Genomic DNA, 18573 nt, shown 5'->3' with positions numbered 1-18573 from the left:
CACAAGTGGCCGGGGGACAATGCGGGGTGGAAACACTTTGTTTACCATGTGCGATCAAGAATCTGACGGCAAATCAAATCGATGCCGTTCGTTCGGCTGCAAAGAAGGGGGTCGCCAAAGCATGGAATCCATGCATGGCGCTACGGGGCAAATCCGACTGGCCATACTCGATGGCGAGGGGGTCACGCGCACGCTCGCCGGTTCGATCGTTGATGCGATGGACCATGCCTGCGCGGCACCGGTCGCCTATCACAGTTTCGAACCGTTCTACGCCGCGAACACCCAGGTCCGTCCCGACGTGATGATCGTCGACCTGGAGACGCTCGGGCAGGACGGGCACCTTTCGCGGCTTGCCGCAGCCCAGCCGCAGGCCATGCTGATGGCGGTGAGCTCGGGCGGGTCGCTGACCCGCAGCCTCGCCGCGATGGAGGCCGGCGCGCATGACGTCATCTCCGTTCCGGCCGACCCGGTTGCCGTGGCCGAGCGTATCGACCGCTTCCTGATCCAGAACATCCGCGTTCCGCGCGACGAGGCCGGCCGGCGCATTCCCGGACGCGGCCAGGCGGGCGGCACGCCGGAGGAACCCTACCGGTTCGAGGGCTTCGTCGGCGGATCGGCCCGCATGCGCGAGGTCTATGACCAGATCCGCCGCATCGCGCCGTCCTCCGCGCCGGTCTTCGTCACCGGCGAATCCGGCAGCGGCAAGGAACTCGCCGCCGCCGCCATTCACGCCAGGTCGCCGCGCCGCGAGGCGCCCTTCATCGCCATCAACTGCGCCGCCATTCCCGGCGAACTGATGGAAAGCGAGATCTTCGGCCATGTACGCGGCGCCTTCACCGGCGCTTCGGAAAGCCGTCCGGGCGCTGCCGAACTTGCCGACAAGGGCACGCTCTTCCTCGACGAGATCGGGGAAATGGACATGGCGCTGCAATCCAAGCTCCTGCGCTTCGTGCAGACCGGCACCGTCCAGCGCATCGGCGACACCCGGCCGCGTCCCGTCGATGTGCGCATCCTTTGCGCGACCAACCGGGATCCGCACGCGGAAATCGCAGCCGGGCGGTTCCGCGAGGACCTCTTCTACCGCCTGCACGTGCTGCCGATCCGCCTTCCGGCGCTGCGCGACAGGCGCGAGGACATCCTGCCGCTGGCCGGCAGTTTCCTTGCCCGTCATGCCGGCGAGGAAGGTCGCGCCTTCACCGGCATCGCGCCTTGCGCGGGCGAGAAACTGCTCACCTATGACTGGCCGGGCAATGTCCGCCAGCTCGAGAACGCGATCCGCCAGGCGGTTGTGCTCAATGACGGCGACGCGCTGACGGCGGCGATGCTGCCCGCCTTCCTCTCCGGGGAAGGCCTGTCGCATCGCCAGGATGCCGCCCGCCACACGGCAGCCATGCAGCACCGCCGGCGCGGCGGCCAGATCGAACCGCTCTGGGCCCAGGAAAAACGCATCATCGAGGACGCACTCGATGCCTTCGACGGCAATATCGCCAAGGCGGCGGCAGCGCTGGAAATCAGCCCCTCGACAATCTACCGCAAGCGCCAGTCGTGGAGCGGACGTCCCGAGGGCGAAGGCTTCGCGCCGTTCACCGGTTTTGCCGGATAATCTTGTTGTTTTCCCCGGGCCGTTCTATACGGTGCGCCGCAAAATGCGCATTTGCGGGGCTTTACCAGGGCGGGGCAGACATGATCAGGGGTGAATTGAGCGATCGCGGCAGCGGGCGTTTCGGAACGCAAACGCGAGCTCGCGCGGGACGGCATGTGGCACGCCTTGCCGGCGCCTGCGCGCTCCTCGCCGCTCTCGCCCTGGCGGGATCGCCGGGAACAGCCTCCGCGCAGCAGCCCGCCACCGCCCTGTCCGAAGCGCTCGCCGCAGCTTATGCCGGTCTCGATGCCGCCTGGGAGCAGGCGCCGCTGTCGCTGGCCACCGCCACCTTCGTCGACGGCGAGGTCACCGGTTTCGGCCGGTACACACCGCGCGGCGAGGCCATCTTCACCGAGGGCGAGGCGCTGACCGTCTATACCCAGCCGGTCGGCTTCGGCTATGTCGAGACGGAGACGGGCTACGGTGTGCGGCTGGTCGCCGATTTCGAGCTTCTCAACACCTCGGGACAGGTGCTTGCCGCCCAGACCGGGTTTGCCGAACTCGCCGCCGACAGCCGCGAGAAACTGCGCGAATTTCATGCCACGCTGCGCTTCGCCTTCGAGGGACTGCGCGCCGGGGAGTATGCCCTGGTGACGACGCTCACCGACACGGCGAGCGGGAAGACCGCGGACGTGACCCTGCCCTTCACGGTGCGCGCCGCCAACTGACCCGGCCGCGCCCTGCGCCCGTCAGGAGTGCACAGGACGAACAGGCCGACGATGACACAGATCCCTTCCCCTCCTCCGGAGCCCCCCCGGGGCGGACTGGTTCTCACCCAGGCCGGCACCTGGCGCGGCGTGCGCACATTGTTGCCGGTGGCAATCTTCGTCATTCCCTTCGGCATCGCCTTCGGCGTGGCTGCGGCCGAGCGCGGTCTTTCGGTGACCCAGGCGCTCGGCATGAGCGCCCTGGTCTTTTCCGGCGCCGCCCAGTTTCCCACGCTGGAATTCTGGCAGGATCCGATCGCCTTCGGATCGCTGGCGCTGGTCGTGCTGGCGGTGAACGCGCGGCATGTCGTCATGGGCGCGGCGCTCTCGCCCTGGCTCAACACCGTGCCCGTCCGCCAGAGGGTGCTGCTTCTGTCGCTGCTCAGTGATCCCAATTTCGCCAATGGCCAGATAGCGCTGCGCGGAGGCGAGCGCGACCTCGGCGTGCTGCTCGGCGGCGGGTTGATCCTGTGGGTGAACTGGATCGCCGGGACCGCGATCGGCGCCTTGGCCGGGCGCCTGATCGGCGAGCCCGCCACTTTCGGCCTTGATGTGGTGATGACGTGTTTTCTGGCCGCCATGGTGGCCGGCCAGATCGAGCGCAGGGCGAAGATCCTTCCCGTCCTGGTCGCCTCGGTGGTGGCGGTCGTCCTGCTCGATCAGGTGCCGACCGGCTGGAACGTCATTCTCGGCGCGCTGGCCGGCGGGGTCACGGGGAGCATTCGGCATGCCGGGTGAACTTGCGGCCTGGGCGGCGATCCTGCTGGTGGGCGCCATCACGCTTGGCAGCCGTCTTGCCGGGACTTTCCTGATGAGCCGGGTGAGAATGTCGCCGAAGGTCGAGCACTTTCTCGACAACCTGTCGGTCTCGGTCATCGCGGCACTGGTCGCCTCGCTGGTCGCCAGGGGCGGTTTCCGGGAGGCCGTCGCGGTGGCGCTCGCCTCGCTGGTCATGCTGCGGTGGAAAAGCGCCGTCTGGGCGATCACCGCCGGCATGGTCGTCGCGGCCGCCTGGTCCTACGCGCTGACAGGCTAGGGCGCGAACCGGGCGTACTCCCGAGCCCGCAGGCACAGAGGCCCTGCCTCGCGGAACGGACCGGAACGCTACAGACCCGTGCCCGCCTTACATCTGCAGGCGAAGCTTGGTGATTTCCTCCGAGATCCGCTTGAAGGCTTCGAGCAGCGCCGTGTTCGACTTGGCGTCGAAGGCCATCGTCGGCGTCGTCGCGCAGTTCAGCATCATGCGGATCGTGTTGAGGCTCGAGATCTGGAACGCGACCGTATAGACCTGAATCCCGCTCTTCTTGGCGTTGACGCAGGTCTGGGCCAGACGATCATCCATCTTGTTCTCGATTTCCCAGGAACTGTCGACGCCGTTGCCGAGACGCTCCTCGGTCCCGTAGCCATAGGCGTTGATGCGCGTCTTGTTGAAGGAACTCTGGCTCTGGTAGGTGTTGGCGCCGTCCGTCATGATGATCATGATACGGACGTGCTCCTCGTCCGGCCCCTTCGCCTCGCGGCCATTGGTGAAGGGTTCTGACGGCGACAGCACGCGCCATCCCCAGATCGCGCCCTGGTGAATGTTGGTGTGGCCGTCGGCCTTCATGTCCCTGATGGCGCGCAGCACCGTCGACTTGTTCTCGGTCAGGTCGGTGATCGGCTGCGTCTTGCACCAGTAGTTGGGGCCATTGTTCCAGGTATTGCCGAACGCCTTCGGCTGATCCTTGTACTTGCACAGTCGCTTTTGGGCATATTCCCAGCGATCCATGCCGGATGATTTGTAGGCTTTCTTGGCCGTTTTCTTGCAAGCGCCGCGGTCGTCGTCCAGGTAATTATTGTAGTAACTGTCACCCCACTTCTTGTTGGAGTTGGACGGCTCGTCGGGTGCGAATTCCGGCACGAAGAGGGTGGCGGGATTGCTGATCGAGGGCGGCGTGTCGTCGACATCGTAGGGCATCGGCCGCGACTCGACACAGCCCAGCCATCCGGTGTGCTTCATCTGCTTGAACAGGGTGAAGCGGCTCGGCCGGCCATTGACGAGATGTTTGCTCTCGAAGGCGGCCGGGTCCGGCGTTCCGTCGTTGCGCGTTTCGAAATTTTTCCAGTGGATCGGTGACCGGCCCTCCCGGTCCATCCAGGAGGCATCTGCCTTGTCGGCGCCCACATTGACGAAGGACGTGAAGGGAACGATGCCGATCTTGATACGGTCCTTGACGCCGCTGTCCTCGTTGATCTTGAAAAGTGTCTCCGTCAGGTCCTCGGTCGCCTTCTTCAGCGTGCTCATCTTGCTGCCGGACATGGAGCCGGAATTGTCGAGCACCATGACGATGTCGAAGGTCGCCTTGCCGACGACCGTCTGGGACATGACGCTGACATCGATCGTGCTCTTGTTCATGACGCTGCCGAGCATCGTGTGCACCGTCGAGCCGGCCTTCACCGTGACCGTACCCTTGTCCACGGACACATCCAGATCGACCTTGTCGGGGTCGCCGCCCTTGTAGATGGCGCGGAAATACTCCTCGGCGTTCGCCTTGATCTTGCTCTCCGACATGCCGTCGCTGTCATAGTTGGCGGCAAGTGCGGTCGCGTCGACCGCCGCCTGCAGGTCCACCTTGACGTTGTAGGCCCGGGTGTAGTCGATGCCGGCGCCGACGACGAGCAGGCAGACCCCGGTGCAGATTGCCAGGGGCACGACGATGCTGCCGCGACGGTCGGCGGCAAAACGGGAGAGGAGGCGCGGCTTCTTCATCATGCCGGAACCATACGCCGCAGCCCGTTTCCAAACCGTTTGCGAAACTCGTTAACGAAACCGAAAATCCGCGGTTCTTCCAAGCCCCGGCGGCGCACCTGGCCGGGCGGGCCCCATCACATCCGGCAATCGTGAAAAATCGTCCCGACCGGGTCATTGACAGCCGGTGGAGGTCATCCTACATCAGTCGCGCTGTTAGCACTCTCATTCACAGAGTGCCAACGTGGTCTGCGGTTTCCTGACGACCCCGAGGCGGGGCATCGCGGGAAGGAGTACCACGCTGGCCAGGAAAGGAAAGAGCACGACATGAAGTTCCGTCCTCTGCATGATCGCGTCGTCGTTCGCCGGGTTGATTCCGAAGCGAAGACCGCTGGTGGAATCATCATTCCCGACACCGCCAAGGAAAAGCCGCAGGAAGGCGAAGTCGTCGCCGTCGGCCCGGGTGGCCGCAAGGACAACGGCGAGCTGATCGCCCTCGACGTCAAGGCCGGCGACCGGGTCCTGTTCGGCAAGTGGTCGGGCACCGAGGTCAAGATCGACGGTGAAGACCTGCTGATCATGAAGGAAAGCGACATCATGGGCGTGGTCGGCTAAGCCGCATCGCGCTTTTTGTCCTCGTCGCGGCCGCGCCGGCCGGCGGGCCCCGCTGATCCGCCCGGGCCCTGGCGCGAAACCCGCGACGTCTGAAACAACCAGGAGACATGAAAATGGCTGCCAAGGAAGTCAAGTTTTCCACCGATGCCCGCGACCGCATGCTGCGCGGCGTCGACATTCTCGCCAATGCCGTCAAGGTGACGCTCGGCCCGAAGGGCCGCAACGTCGTCATCGACAAGGCCTTCGGCGCCCCGCGCATCACCAAGGACGGCGTCTCCGTCGCCAAGGAGATCGAGCTTGAGGACAAGTTCGAGAACATGGGCGCGCAGATGGTCCGCGAAGTCGCTTCGAAGACCAACGACATCGCCGGTGACGGCACCACCACCGCCACCGTTCTCGCCCAGGCGATCGTGCGTGAAGGCGTCAAGTCGGTTGCCGCCGGCATGAACCCGATGGACCTGAAGCGTGGCGTCGATCTTGCCGCCGCCACCGCCGTCAAGGACCTCGAGGCTCGCTCCAAGAAGATCTCCACCTCCGCTGAAGTCGCGCAGGTCGGCACGATCTCGGCCAATGGCGATGCGCAGATCGGCGAAGACATCGCCAGCGCCATGCAGCGCGTGGGCAACGAAGGCGTGATCACCGTCGAGGAAGCCAAGTCTCTCGAGACCGAGCTGGAAGTCGTCGAGGGCATGCAGTTCGACCGCGGCTACCTGTCGCCCTACTTCGTGACCAACCCCGAGAAGATGGTTGCGGATCTCGAGAAGCCGTACATCCTGCTGCACGAGAAGAAGCTCTCCAACCTGCAGGCCATGCTGCCGATCCTCGAGGCCGTCGTTCAGTCCAGCCGTCCGCTGCTGATCATCGCCGAGGACGTCGAGGGCGAGGCGCTTGCCACTCTCGTGGTCAACAAGCTGCGTGGCGGCCTGAAGATCGCCGCCGTCAAGGCTCCGGGCTTCGGTGACCGCCGCAAGGCCATGCTCGAGGATCTCGCCATCCTGACGGGCGGCACGGTGATTTCCGAGGACCTCGGCATCAAGCTCGAGAACGTCACGCTCGACATGCTCGGCACCGCCGAGAAGGTCTCCATCACCAAGGAGAACACCACGATCGTCGACGGTGCCGGCGAAAAGGCCGACATCGAGGGCCGCGTGTCGCAGATCAAGGCGCAGATCGAGGAGACCACCTCGGACTACGACCGCGAGAAGCTGCAGGAGCGTCTTGCCAAGCTCGCCGGCGGTGTCGCCGTGATCCGCGTCGGCGGTGCGACCGAGGTCGAGGTCAAGGAGAAGAAGGACCGCGTCGACGACGCCCTCAACGCGACCCGCGCGGCCGTCGAGGAAGGCATCGTCCCGGGCGGCGGCGTTGCTCTCCTGCGCGCCAAGAAGGCCGTCGAGGCACTCACCTCCGACAATCCGGACATCATGGCCGGCATCAAGATCGTGCTCCGCGCCCTTGAGGCCCCGATCCGCCAGATCGCCCAGAACGCGGGCGTCGAGGGTTCGATCGTCGTCGGCAAGATCCTCGAGAACAACGACGAGACCTTCGGCTTCAACGCGCAGACCGAAAAGTACGTCAACATGGTGGAAACCGGCATCATCGACCCGACCAAGGTCGTGCGCACGGCTCTCCAGGACGCGGCTTCGATCGCCGGCCTGCTGATCACCACCGAGGCGATGGTCGCCGAGCTGCCGAAGAAGGACGCTCCGGCTCCGGCAATGCCGGGCGGCGGCATGGGCGGCATGGACTTCTAAGAAGTCCGTAAAGCCGCCCGTCATCGGGCATGCTGAAACCGCCAACAGGCGGTTTCAGTGGCGGCATGGACTTCTAAGAAGTCCTGACCTCGAAAAGACACGGATGGGCGGCCTTCGGGCCGCCCATTTTCGTTTGTGGCAGGTCAACACCGGACGAAGGACATCCGCCCTCGCCTCCCACTTCGTGTCATCCCGGCCGGAGCGAAGCGGAGAGCAGGGATCCGTTGGCAGCCCCGGCAAGCGCGACGGCTCCCCCCGCGTCTCCGGAACAGGGACCATGCCGGCGAACGATATCGCAGCGCCTGCCCTTCCCTCTCATGGACAGCGGCGCGCGCAAGCGGTATGGCGATGCCCCGGGCGCGGCGGCCCAAAAACCCGCGCGCCACTGACAGCCGAAACAGATTTGGGAAAGAGCGAGATGGACCGCGACACGATTGCCCGCATCGAGAAGCTGGAGGAGCAGCTCGCCTTCCAGACGCGCACGGTCGAGGAATTGAACGAGGTGGTCACCGCACAGGCGGGCCAGCTCGACGCGCTCATCCGCCGCCTTGCCGCCCTTGCCGCGCATGTGGAGGAACTGGAAGACGCCGCCTCGCGCGGCGCGCCGGTGACCAAACCGCCGCATTACTGAGGCGGAGGGGCCCCGCCCCTCTCAGCCTTCCGGGGCGACCCTGGCCGCGAGCGGCTCATAGAGCGGGTTGCTGGTGCCGAAGACATAGTCGAGCGTCGTCACGCTGACATGCGGCGCGCCGTGGTCGCGCAAGAGCGTCGCGCAGTCGGCGGCGCGGCCTGCCGGGCAGTGCAGCAGCAGGGGCTGGCCGACCTGCGTGCCGAAGGGCGCGATCGCGCCGAACTGTTCCGCCGCCGCCCTTGCGGTCAGCTCCGGGGCCTGCACCAGCGCGCGGATCTCGCGGAAGCCGCGGGCGCGGTCCTCCGCCGCGATCCGGTCGAGGATCACCCGGGCGGCGGCCAGTTGCGCCTCGGTCCAGTCGGCCTTCAGCGAGGCGACAAGATGCGCCTGGCTCTTCAGGATCACGCCGTCCTCGAGCACCTTCAGATTGTTGGCGGCAAGCGTCGAGCCCGTCGTGGTGATGTCGACGACAAGCCCCGCCGTGCCGGCGGCCGGCGCCCCTTCCGTTGCCCCCGCGCTTTCCACGATCCGGTAGTCGGACAGGCCGTGGCTTGCGAAGAAGGCCCGCGTCAGCGCCACGTATTTGGTGGCGACCCGCAGCCGTCCGCCGCTGCGGGCGCGGAAATGCGAGGCGACATCGACAAGGTCGGCCATGGTCGAAACGTCGATCCAGGCGTCGGGCGCGGCCACCACCACATCGGCGAAGCCGAAGCCGAGCGGGGTGACCACGTGCACCAGTTCCTCGGGCCGCGAAATCGTCTCGTGCACCAGATCGAGCCCGGTGACACCCAGATGCGCCTGGCCGGAGCTGAGCTCGCGGGCGATCTCGGAGGCCGACAGGAACGCGATTTCGACCTCGCCCGCATCGAACCGGCCGAGCCGTCCGCGATAGTTGCGCGCACCGCCCGGACGCCCGACCGGCAGGCCGGCCCGGGCGAAGAAGTCATGCGTGTTCTCCTGCAGCCGGCCCTTGGAGGGCACCGCGATGATCAGCGGCCGGGAACGGGTGTCGGATGCGTTGGTCATGACATGCGCGCCTTCAGATCCTGTCGAGCCAGATGGAGAACCCGGTCGCCGGGATGCGGGTTTCGGCGCCCAGCAGGGCGAGCAGCCGGTCGTAACGGCCGCCGCCGACAATCTGCCCGGCCGCCTTGCGGGAGGCCGAATGGATCTCGAAGACGAAGCCCGTGTAGTAGTCGAGCCGGCGGCCGAAATCGGCGGCGAAGGTCAGGCTCCCCGTATCGACGCCGGCTGCTTCCAGCGCATCGAGCCTTGCGGTGAAGCGCTCGAGCGGTTCGGAAAGGTCGAGCCCGGCCTCCCTGGCAAACCCCTCCATCGCCGCCACCGCCGCGCGCGGGGGGCCGGCAATCGCCAGGAAGCGCGTCAGCACCCCGGCGGCGCGGTCGGTGCCGCTGTCGTGGGTGGCGAGCATCGCCTGTTCCAGCAGGCGTTCGGCGATGTCGGCGGCGGAGCGTCCGGCGACCGGGCGCAGGCCCGTCAGGCTGAGCAGTTCGGCGACCGCCGCCTGCGCCGTTTCCGGGTCGACGCCCTCCAGCGCGCGCATCAATGCGGGCGTTGCCGGCGCATCCTCGCCGGTGCCGCCCTTCATGTCCGAGATCGCAGCGTCCAGCCGGTCGCGCTCGCCGAAGAGTTCGCCAAGCCTGCGGCGCCAGACCGGAGCAAGGTCCAGTCCGTCAAGCACGGCGCGAAAAAGCGCCTCGTCGCCGATATGGATATCGAGGTCGTCGACGCCGAGCACGGCAAGCGCCCGCGCGGCCAGCGCCAGGATGTCGGCATCGGCCGCCGCCTCGTCCTCCCGGCCGAAACACTCGACGCCCGCCTGCATGAACTCGCCCGAGCCCTCGCGGCGCTGGCGGAACACCGGGCCGCAATAGGAATAGCGCGCCGGCGTCGTCGCGCCCGGCCCGTCGAGATGGGCGCGGCAGACCGGGATCGTGTAGTCGGGGCGCAGGCACAGTTCCTCGCCCCCCGCCGCGTCGCTTGCCAGATACATGCGGCCGCGAATGTCCTCGCCGATCAGGTCGAGGAAGAGGCTGGAGGGTTGCAGAACCGCCGGCTCGACGCGCGGAAACCCCTCGTCGGAAAAGAGGTCGGTCAGCTCCGAATAGCGGCGCGAGGGCGGCAGGATGCTCATGCGCCTTCCCCCTGGGCCCGGGCCCGGTCCTCGGCCTGCGCGGCGAGCATGCGGCGGACGGTGGCGACAAGATCGGCCTCGGGCGCGCTTTCCTGCGCCGGGCGGCTCTCGCGCCAGGTGACATTGTCCTCGATCTCGCCGGACAGCCGCTTGCCCTCGATCAGGTCCTTGATCTGGACGACGCCTTCGGCCCGCTCGTCGCCGCCCTGGATGATGGCAAGCGGGCAGCCGCGCCGGTCGGCATATTTCAGCTGGTTGCCGAACTTTTTCCAGTTGCCCTGATACATCTCGGTGCGGATGCCGGCAGCGCGCAGCTCCTGCGTCATCTTCTGGTAGCGGGCGAGGTTTTCCGTGTCGCCGTCCATCACGGTGACCAGCACCGGCGCCAGCACCTCGTCGGCCTGCAGCTTGCCGAGGTTCTTCAGCGCGGTCATCAGCCGCGAGACGCCGATGGAAAAGCCGGTTGCCGGCACGTCGCGCCCGGTGAAGCGCTTGACCAGTCCGTCATAGCGCCCGCCGCCGCCGACGGAACCGAACTGCACGACCTCGCCCTTCTCGTTGGTGACGTCGAAGAGCAGCTCCGCCTCGTAGACCGGGCCGGTGTAATATTCGAGACCGCGCACGACTGAAGTATCAACCAAAATGCGTTTACTGCCATAGCCCGCAGCCGAAACAAGCCGGCTGATTGCGAGCAGTTCCTCCGCTCCTTCCCGTTCAATGTCATTGGTCGCTTCGGCGACCAACCTTTCGCAAGTCGCGACATTGTCAGAGAAGTTGCCCGTGTCCTCATTCAGGATCATGTCATCAAAGGGTAGTTCGGAGCCCTCCGCCTTGGACACCGCAACCCTGAAACCCATGATTACGGGCCGCAATCGGTCGATTTGTTCCCTGCGCAGCCCGGCGCCCTTGGTGAAGTCGCCGCTCTCGTCCTTGCGGCCTTCGCCCAGCAATTGCTCAACGCCCTCGATCCCGAACTTGTCGAGCTTGTCGATGGCCCTGAGCACGGTCAGCCGGCGCTCGGCGTTTTCCTCGCCGCCAAGGCCGATCGCTTCCATCACGCCGTCGAGCACCTTGCGGTTGTTGACGCGGATGACATAGGACCCGCGCGGAATGCCGAGGGCCTCCATCGTGTCGGCCATCATCATGCACATCTCGGCATCCGCCTGGACGCCCGGCGCGCCGACGCTGTCGGCATCGAACTGCATGAACTGGCGGAAACGGCCCGGCCCGGGCTTTTCATTGCGGAACACCCAGCCGGCGCGATAGGTGCGATAGGGAAGCTGGATCTCGTTGATATTCTCCGCCACGTGACGGGCGAGCGGCGCTGTGAGATCGTAGCGCAAGGACATCCACTGCTCGTCGTCGTCCTGCACGGAGAAGACGCCGGCATTCGGCCGGTCCGTGTCGGGCAGGAATTTTCCCAGGCAGTCGGTATACTCGAAGGCCGGCGTTTCCACCGGATCGAAGCCGTATTGCTCGTAGACGGCCTTGATTTTCGCCAGCATCGCCTCGGTGGCGCGGATATCGCTGGCCGAGCGGTCGACGAAGCCGCGCGGCAGGCGGGCCTTCAGCTTGGACGGTTTGTTCTTGGCCATCGGGTATCGGAATCCATGGTAAGGGCGCGGGGCGAGGCCGCGCGAAAGGGTGCCGGTTTCCTAGACGAAACAGCCCGCTCCGGCAAGGCGCGGGGCGTTTGCCTCCTCTCAGGGGTCATCCCGACCGGAGTTTGGGGCAGCGCAAGACCCTGCCTCCCACTCTGACGTCATCCCGGCCGCAGGTGTAAGGTGGCGGGCTCCAGCGCGAGGCAGTGTTGTAAAGGCTTGCCACACGCACCCCTCTCCCCCCATTGAGGGGGAGATGTCCCCGTGAGGGGACAGAGGGGGGACGGCACCGATCACGCTCGCCGCACCCGCCGCATGACACCCTTCCCGCATCGCCCTCCCGCCGCTTCGCCCGCATCCATGCTTGCAATCGGAGGCGTTCGGACTATGGTCCCGCGCGATCCCGCCGCTGCCGGCCCTACGGCTCCGCGCGGCCTTGTGAAAGTGTTCGGTTCCTCAATGTTCGGAGTTTCCATGCCGGTCGACGGCGTATCGCAGACGAGTGAGCCGGACGGCGCGGCACGCCCCGCCACGGCGCGACTTTCGGTCGTGCTGCCGACCTTCAACGAGCGCGACACCCTGCCCGTCCTCATCGACCGGCCCGACACCGTGCTTGCCGGCATCGCCTGGGAGGCCATTGTCGTCGACGACAATTCCCCGGACGGAACGGCGGAGGCGGCCCGCGCCATCGCCGCGCGCGATCCGCGCGTGCGCGTCATCCGGCGCGTCGGCCGGCGCGGCCTTTCGGGCGCCTGCATCGAGGGCATGCTCGCCTCCTCCGCCGACTATGTCGCTGTAATGGATGCCGACCTGCAGCATGACGAGACCCTGCTGCCGAAGATGCTGGCGGCGCTTTCCAACGGCGCCGCCGACCTTGCGGTGGCAAGCCGCCACGTGGAGGGCGGCGATGTCGGGTCGGGTCTTTCCTCCGTGCGCGCCTCCGGTTCCGGCCTTGCCAACCGGCTCGCCCGGCTGTTCCTCGGCGTCACCCTCTCCGATCCGATGAGCGGCTTCTTCATGATCCGCCGTTCCGAGGTCGAGCGGCTGGCGCCGGACCTGTCCTCGCAAGGGTTCAAGATCCTGCTCGACATCGTGGCGACCGCGCGCGGCTCCCTGCGCATCGTCGAGCTTCCTTTCGTCTTCCGCGAGCGGCTGCACGGGCAGAGCAAGCTCGACACGCTGGTCGCGCTCGATTTCCTGGGGCTTCTCTTGTCAAAATTCGTCGGCGACGTCGTCTCCGTCCGCTTCCTCATGTTCATGATGGTCGGCGCATCCGGCGTCGTCGTCCACATGGCGGCGCTGTTCGCGCTGATCGAGCTGGAGGGCATGTCCTTCCAGGTGGCGCAGACGGCGGCGACCTTCGTCGCCATGACCACCAATTTCTGGCTCAACAACCGCCTGACCTATCGCGACCGGCGGCTCACCGGCCTTGCCGCGCTGCGCGGGCTGCTGACCTTCTATCTGGTCTGCGGTTTCGGCGTCATCGCCAATGTCGGTGTCGCCTCGCTGGTCTACCAGGAAGATGCCGGGCGCATCCTGATCGGGCTGGCGGGCGCCGCAGGCGCTGTGATGGGCGCGGTGTGGAACTACGCGGCAAGCTCGGTGCTGACATGGCGAAAGGCTTGAGCGCGGGGAGCCAAACGTGACCCGGCCGCCGGACCACGTCCCGCTGCCGCTCTGGCTGCGGCCCGCCTTCCTTGCCCTCCTCGTCGTCGCGCTCACCGGCCTGCGCCTCGTTGTCGCGGCACAGTCGGGCCTTGCCGAGGACGAGGCCTATTACCGGCTCTGGGGCCTTTATCCGGCAACCGGCTATTACGACCATCCGCCGATGATCGGCTGGTTCGTGCATCTGGGTCAGTGGATCGCCGGCGACACGGCGCTCGGCCTGCGGCTTCTCGCCGTCCTTTCCGGCATCCTCGGATCCGCCGCGCTGTGGCGCACCGGCTTTCTGCTCTACGGGGCGCGTGTCGCCGGATACGCGGTGCTCTTCCTCAACGCGACGCTGCTTGTCGGCGTCGGCAGCCTGATCGCCACGCCCGACGCGCCCTCCGTGCTGTTCTGGGGGCTTGCCCTTTGGGCGCTGGCGGAGCTGACGACCAGCCGCAATCCGTGGTGGTGGCTTGCCATCGGGCTCTTCGCGGGCCTTGGCCTCAACGCCAAATACTCGGTTCTTTTCCTCGGCGCGGGCATTGTCGCGTTTCTGGTCTTCGTCCCCGATGCGCGGCGCTGGTGGCGGAGCTGGCAGCTCTGGGCAGGCGGGCTGATCGCGCTGGCACTCGTCGTGCCGGTCGTCTCCTGGAACGCCGCCCATGAATGGGCCTCCTTCGTCAAGCAGTTCGGCCGCGCCGTGCCGGAGGGCTGGTCCTCGCGCTACCTGCCGGAGTTTCTCGGCGCCGTCATCGGGCTGCTCAATCCGCTGATCGCGCTGCTCGCCGGCATCGGCCTTGTGCGCGTGGTGCGCGGCGCCTTTCGCGGCAAGACGGCCGCCGGCCTGCTGCTATGGACCAGCCTGCCTTTCTTCTTCTACCTGCTGGCCCATTCGCTTCACTCCCGTGTCCAGGGCAACTGGCCGGCACCGCTGTTTCCGGCCCTCGCCTTGATGGCGGCGATCGTCGCCGCCGATCCGCCGGCCTTCGCTGCCCGGTTCTGGCGCGCCCTTGCTGCAGCCGCCATCGTGCTCGGCCTTGCCGTGTCGCTGCTGGTCTACGGGCATGCGGTGACGCCCTTCACCGGGGCCTTCGCGCGCAAGGACCCGACTTTCCAGACCCGGGGCTGGGCCGAGATCCGCCAGGAGCTTGCCGCCCTCGCCGAGGACCATGACGCCGGCTGGATCGCCACCTATGGCTACGGGTTGAGCGCGCAGCTTGCCTTCCAGCTCGACCGCCGGCTGCCCGTCGAGCAGCTCACCGAGCGCATCCGCTATGCGATGCGCCCCGATCCCGACCCGGCGGTGCTGTCCCGGCCCGCGCTTTTCGTTGTCGAGGAGCGGCGCGACCCCGGCCTTGCCGCGCTCTCCGCGCGCTTTGCCAGCGTCCGGCGCGTCGCCGAACTGACGCGGCGGGTCAGGGGCGTGCCGCTGGAGAACCTCGTCGTCTACGCGGTCTCGGACCCGCTCCGGCCGGGCCCGCTCGATCCGGTCTATCCTCTCCCCTGACCCCTCCCTTGAGCCGGCGCAAAAAAGAGGGTGGCGCCGCGCGCCGGCACGCTGCATAGAATCGGGCGATGAAACGGATCCTGCTGACCTCGGCCGATTACGGCCTCGCCTTCGGCGTCGACCGGGCCTTGCGCGAACTGATCGCCGCCGGTGCGCTGTCTGCCGTCGGCTGCCTCGTCGTGTCGGACCTTTGGTCGCGCGAATACATGCCGCTGCGCGACGCCGTCGACAGCGTCCGCCACCGGACCCTGGTCGGCCTGACCCTGGCCCTCACCCAGCCGCACCAGCCGCTTTCCGTGCGCGGGCGAAGCCAGTTCGGCGACGCCTTCCCCAGGGCCCGCTGGTGGCGCTTCCGCGGCGCCCTGCGCCTGCTTCCCGACGAGATGATCGCCGACGAGGTCGAGGCGCAATTTGCCTGTTTCGAGGAATTCTACCAGCGCCCGGCGGACTTCCTGCATGTCACCGACGACCTGCTCGCCCTGCCGGCGCTCGCCCGCGTCGTCCTGGAGCAGGCAGGCCTGCGCCGCTGGCCGCCGCGCATCGTGATGCCTCCGCTCGAGCCGCGCGCGGCCCGGCGCTTCGCGCGCCTGGCCGGCGAATGCGGCGTACGGGTGCTGCAGCGCGGCCCGGCCTTTCCCGCCACCGTCGAGGAGGCCGATCATGTCCACCACGTGCGCCGGCGGCTCGACGGGCTGTCCGACCGCACCGTGGTGTTCTGCCAGCCGGCCGAGGTCGATGACCGGCTGCGGCGCTCGGAGCCGCGTGCAAGGCTCGACACGCGCAGCGCCCAGTATGCCTTTTTCCGGGGCAGCACCTTTCCGCTGCTGCTGATGGAAAAAGACATCTTTCTCTACTGATTTTCCCGTTTTCCCGGCTGGTCCTCCCGGGCGCTTGCGGCCCGCCGGCATCCGCCATCACCTGACGCCATCACCTGAAAACGCGAAAACCGGCCCCCCGCGGGGATGGGGGACCGGTTTTTCGTGGGGGAGGAACACCGCGAGGTCAGGAAGAAGCGGCGTTTGATGAGTGTAATATGGGGGCAATGCAGCCCGCTTACAGTGATGGCGGTCACACAATCCGCTTTGCTGGGGGCAAAACCGCCTTAGTATGGGGAGGGGCCTGCCGGCCCGGCACGACGGGGCAGTCGTGGGGGCCTGTTTTCAGTTCATGCGGCATTCATGCCGGGTCCCGATAATCGCGTTCCTTGAGGACGAAAGACCGAGGCGGGACTGATGCTGGAAATCAAGACATTCCTGGAAAACAGCTTTTCCATGGAAGGCCTGGACACCGGACTGGCCGCCGGCCTCTCCGCGCTGGCCAGGCCGATGTCGGTGAAGCCGGGCGCGATCCTGTTCGAGGCCGGAGATCCCGGCAATGGCTGCTACGCCATCCTGGAAGGTTCGCTGAAGGTCTCCATCGTCAGCGTCGAGGGCGACGAGCAGTTGCTGGCCGTGCTCGGGCCCGGCTCGATCGTCGGCGAACTGGCGCTTCTCGACGGGCGCGCCCGTTCCGCCACCGTCACCGCGCTAAAGCCCACGCGCCTCGCCTTCATCGACAAGCATGCCTTCGAGCGCTTTGCCGACGAGAACCCGGCGCTTTACCGGCACATGCTCTCGATCGTCGGCAAGCGGCTGCGGCAGGCCAATGACGTGCTCGCCGCGCGCTCCTTCCTGCCGCTGCCCGGCCGTGTCGCGCAGACCCTGCTGCAGCTTGCCGAAACCTTCGGCAAGCCGGTCGACAAGGACCGCATCCTGATCCACTACAAGCTCTCCCAGGCCGACATCGCCAACATGGCCGGCGCGGCGCGCGAAAACGTCAGCCGCGTGCTCAACGACTGGAAGCGGGCCGGCACGATCAGCCGGATTTCCGGCTATTACTGCCTGGAAAATCCCGACTGGCTGCGCCGCGCCTCGGCGCTTTGAGCAAGTTGCGGCCAAACTGACGCAGCGTCGAAAAGGCCTGCCGCCGATTTCTTCCAAATCCTGCAACAAATGCCGTGGGTTAAGCCCGCGGTAAGGGGAATCCGCTAGGAATTTCGGGGAAAGTTCGGGCCCCAACGTGAGGTTAGGCAATGCGGTTCTCCGACCTGTCGATACGCAACAAACTCCTGGTCAGTGCCGGTGCGCTGTTCTTCGCCGCGATGATCGGCACCAGCCTCACCGGCTCGTTGGTGATGTCCTCGGCGGCGGAGAAGGCTGCCGAAAGCGAGGCACGCGCCTTGCTCGATGCCTATGCCAGCGAAGTGTCGGGCGGCGTGTCGCGCTCGCTCACCGTCGCCCAGACGACGGCGGTGGCCGTCGAGGGGCTGCTTGCCGGCGGCATGACCGATCGCGACCGGCTCGGCGACCTGATGATCCGCACGGTGGAGGCCAATCCCCAGCTCGTCGGCATGACGCTCGCCTTCGAGCCGAACGGGCTGGACGGACGCGACGGCGACTTCATCGGCCACAAGTATTCCGACGCCAACGGCCGCTTCGTCCCCTATTTCTACTTCGGAACCGACCGCAAGGTGGTGGTCGAGCAGCTCATCATGACCAAGGAAGCGGGCACCGAGGGCTGGTACGACACGCCCGTGCGCGAGAACCGCTCGCTGGTGACCGCTCCCTACACCTATCCGATCGACGGCAAGGACGTGCTGATGACCACCATCAGCTGGGTCGTGCGCAAGGGCGACAAGCCCGTCGGCATCGCCACCTCGGACCTGGCGCTGACCGCCATCGTCGACAAGATGTCGGCCTTGAAGCCCTTCGACGCCGGCGAGGTGAAGCTGGTCGGCGGCGACGACCTGTGGGTCTCGACCTCCAACACCGCCCTGCTCGGCAAGAAGGTCGAGGATCCCGAGCTGCTCGAGCTGATGCGCGCGGCCACGTCCGGCGCGGCGAGCGCCCGTGTCGGCGAGCGCTATCTCGCCGCTGTCCCGGTGTCCTTCCCCGGCGTCTCCGAACGCTGGTATGTCGCTATCGACGTGCCGTACGCGGCCATGGTCGCCGGCGCGACCAGCGCCCGCAACACCATGCTCGCCATCGCCCTCGGCCTGCTTGTCGTCGTCCTCGGCGTCGTCTGGTTCGGGGCCGGCGCGCTGGCCAGCCCGGTCGCCCGCCTCACCGACGTGATGCGCCGCCTTGCCGCCGGGGACACGTCCGTCGATGCGGGCATGGAGGGGCGCAAGGACGAGATCGGCGACATGGCGCGGGCGGTCGAGACCTTCCGCGAGAACGCGTTGGAGCGCCAGCGGCTCGAAGCCGCCCAGGGCGAGGACGCGCAGGCCCGCGCCGCGCGCCAGGCCCGCACCGAGGCGCTGATCTCCGGTTTCCGCGACACCGTGCGCAGCCTTATCGGCAGTGTCAGCCAGACGGCATCGGGTCTCGACGAGACGGCGCGCGAGCTCTCCGCCTCCGCCCATGACAGTGCCGAACGGGCCAGCGAGACCTCGCAGGCAAGCTCCGCGGCGACCAGCAGCGTGCAGACCGTGGCCAGCGCCGCCGAGGAACTCTCCGCCTCCATCGCCGAGATCTCCCGCCAGGTCGGCCAGACCACTCAGGTCGTCGACCAGGCGACCCAGGGCACCCATTCGACCAACGAGAAGGTC

The 18573-nt window shown here is 67.1% G+C and carries 16 protein-coding genes; 12 read left to right on the top strand and 4 right to left on the bottom strand.

Annotated elements, in window-relative coordinates:
- Window positions 1-121: 121 nt before the first annotated feature.
- The 4 genes from ACN0T5_RS16580 to ACN0T5_RS16565 all read left to right on the top strand — a co-directional run bounded on the left by ACN0T5_RS16580 (window position 122) and on the right by ACN0T5_RS16565 (window position 3385).
- Complete coding sequence (locus tag ACN0T5_RS16580) at window positions 122-1603, top strand: sigma-54 dependent transcriptional regulator (protein WP_417769724.1); 1482 nt, start codon at window positions 122-124, stop codon at window positions 1601-1603.
- A 155-nt stretch (window positions 1604-1758) separates the two neighbouring features.
- A complete protein-coding gene (locus ACN0T5_RS16575; RefSeq protein WP_417769723.1) occupies window positions 1759-2310 on the top strand; it encodes a hypothetical protein in 552 nt (183 codons plus the stop codon).
- 51 nt (window positions 2311-2361) lie between these two features.
- The gene (locus ACN0T5_RS16570) at window positions 2362-3087 is read left to right on the top strand and encodes an AzlC family ABC transporter permease (protein ID WP_417769722.1); all 726 of its coding nucleotides are present in this window, start codon (window positions 2362-2364) and stop codon (window positions 3085-3087) included.
- Window positions 3077-3385, top strand: coding sequence for an AzlD domain-containing protein (locus ACN0T5_RS16565; protein ID WP_417769721.1), 309 nt, complete (start codon window positions 3077-3079; stop codon window positions 3383-3385). The genes ACN0T5_RS16570 and ACN0T5_RS16565 overlap by 11 nt, the downstream gene beginning before the upstream one ends.
- A gap of 87 nt (window positions 3386-3472) precedes the next feature.
- Here the strand turns inward: ACN0T5_RS16565 and ACN0T5_RS16560 are convergent, their stop codons facing one another.
- The gene (locus ACN0T5_RS16560; RefSeq protein ID WP_417769720.1) at window positions 3473-5101 is read right to left on the bottom strand and encodes a TadE/TadG family type IV pilus assembly protein; all 1629 of its coding nucleotides are present in this window, start codon (window positions 5099-5101) and stop codon (window positions 3473-3475) included.
- Between the two features lie 303 nt (window positions 5102-5404).
- Between ACN0T5_RS16560 and groES the strand changes: the two genes are divergently transcribed.
- From groES to ACN0T5_RS16545, 3 genes are all read left to right on the top strand, one after another.
- Window positions 5405-5692, top strand: a complete 288-nt coding sequence (gene groES / locus ACN0T5_RS16555; RefSeq protein ID WP_417769719.1) for a co-chaperone GroES — start codon at window positions 5405-5407, stop codon at window positions 5690-5692.
- Between the two features lie 113 nt (window positions 5693-5805).
- Window positions 5806-7443, top strand: a complete 1638-nt coding sequence (groL, locus tag ACN0T5_RS16550) for a chaperonin GroEL (protein WP_417769718.1) — start codon at window positions 5806-5808, stop codon at window positions 7441-7443.
- A gap of 418 nt (window positions 7444-7861) precedes the next feature.
- Window positions 7862-8074 (top strand): SlyX family protein, encoded by a 213-nt coding sequence (locus ACN0T5_RS16545; protein ID WP_417769717.1) that lies wholly within the window; start codon window positions 7862-7864, stop codon window positions 8072-8074.
- A 21-nt stretch (window positions 8075-8095) separates the two neighbouring features.
- Here ACN0T5_RS16545 and hisG read toward each other — a convergent pair whose 3' ends face one another.
- Genes hisG through hisS form a run of 3 tightly spaced genes read right to left on the bottom strand, consistent with a single transcriptional unit; the run spans window position 8096 to window position 11824 of the window.
- Window positions 8096-9100 (bottom strand): ATP phosphoribosyltransferase, encoded by a 1005-nt coding sequence (gene hisG / locus ACN0T5_RS16540; protein ID WP_417769716.1) that lies wholly within the window; start codon window positions 9098-9100, stop codon window positions 8096-8098.
- A gap of 13 nt (window positions 9101-9113) precedes the next feature.
- Complete coding sequence (locus tag ACN0T5_RS16535; protein ID WP_417769715.1) at window positions 9114-10229, bottom strand: ATP phosphoribosyltransferase regulatory subunit; 1116 nt, start codon at window positions 10227-10229, stop codon at window positions 9114-9116.
- Window positions 10226-11824 carry a histidine--tRNA ligase gene (hisS, locus tag ACN0T5_RS16530; RefSeq protein ID WP_417769714.1) on the bottom strand — a complete coding sequence of 533 codons (1599 nt, stop codon included), beginning with the start codon at window positions 11822-11824 and terminating at the stop codon, window positions 10226-10228. Before hisS ends, ACN0T5_RS16535 begins: the two co-directional genes overlap by 4 nt.
- Window positions 11825-12304: 480 nt before the next feature.
- On the opposite strand from hisS, the gene ACN0T5_RS16525 reads away from it, so the two are divergent.
- The 5 genes from ACN0T5_RS16525 to ACN0T5_RS16505 all read left to right on the top strand — a co-directional run.
- The gene (locus ACN0T5_RS16525; protein ID WP_417769713.1) at window positions 12305-13456 is read left to right on the top strand and encodes a glycosyltransferase family 2 protein; all 1152 of its coding nucleotides are present in this window, start codon (window positions 12305-12307) and stop codon (window positions 13454-13456) included.
- 16 nt (window positions 13457-13472) lie between these two features.
- On the top strand, window positions 13473-14984 hold the full coding sequence (locus ACN0T5_RS16520; protein WP_417769712.1) for a glycosyltransferase family 39 protein: 1512 nt from the start codon (window positions 13473-13475) through the stop codon (window positions 14982-14984).
- 68 nt (window positions 14985-15052) lie between these two features.
- Window positions 15053-15841: a ChbG/HpnK family deacetylase gene (locus ACN0T5_RS16515; protein ID WP_417769711.1), complete on the top strand. Its 789-nt coding sequence runs from the start codon at window positions 15053-15055 to the stop codon at window positions 15839-15841.
- Window positions 15842-16216: 375 nt separating this feature from the next.
- Window positions 16217-16906 carry a Crp/Fnr family transcriptional regulator gene (locus ACN0T5_RS16510; protein ID WP_417769710.1) on the top strand — a complete coding sequence of 230 codons (690 nt, stop codon included), beginning with the start codon at window positions 16217-16219 and terminating at the stop codon, window positions 16904-16906.
- 149 nt (window positions 16907-17055) lie between these two features.
- On the top strand, window positions 17056-18573 hold a 1518-nt coding region (locus tag ACN0T5_RS16505; protein ID WP_417769709.1), incomplete at its 3' end, for a HAMP domain-containing protein.

Origin of the sequence: Stappia sp. (assembly GCF_048261845.1) — a bacterium.
Taxonomy (GTDB): Bacteria; Pseudomonadota; Alphaproteobacteria; order Rhizobiales; family Stappiaceae; genus Stappia.
Note: the sequence above shows the minus strand (reverse complement) of the source record. Positions and strands in the feature narration are given on the sequence as shown.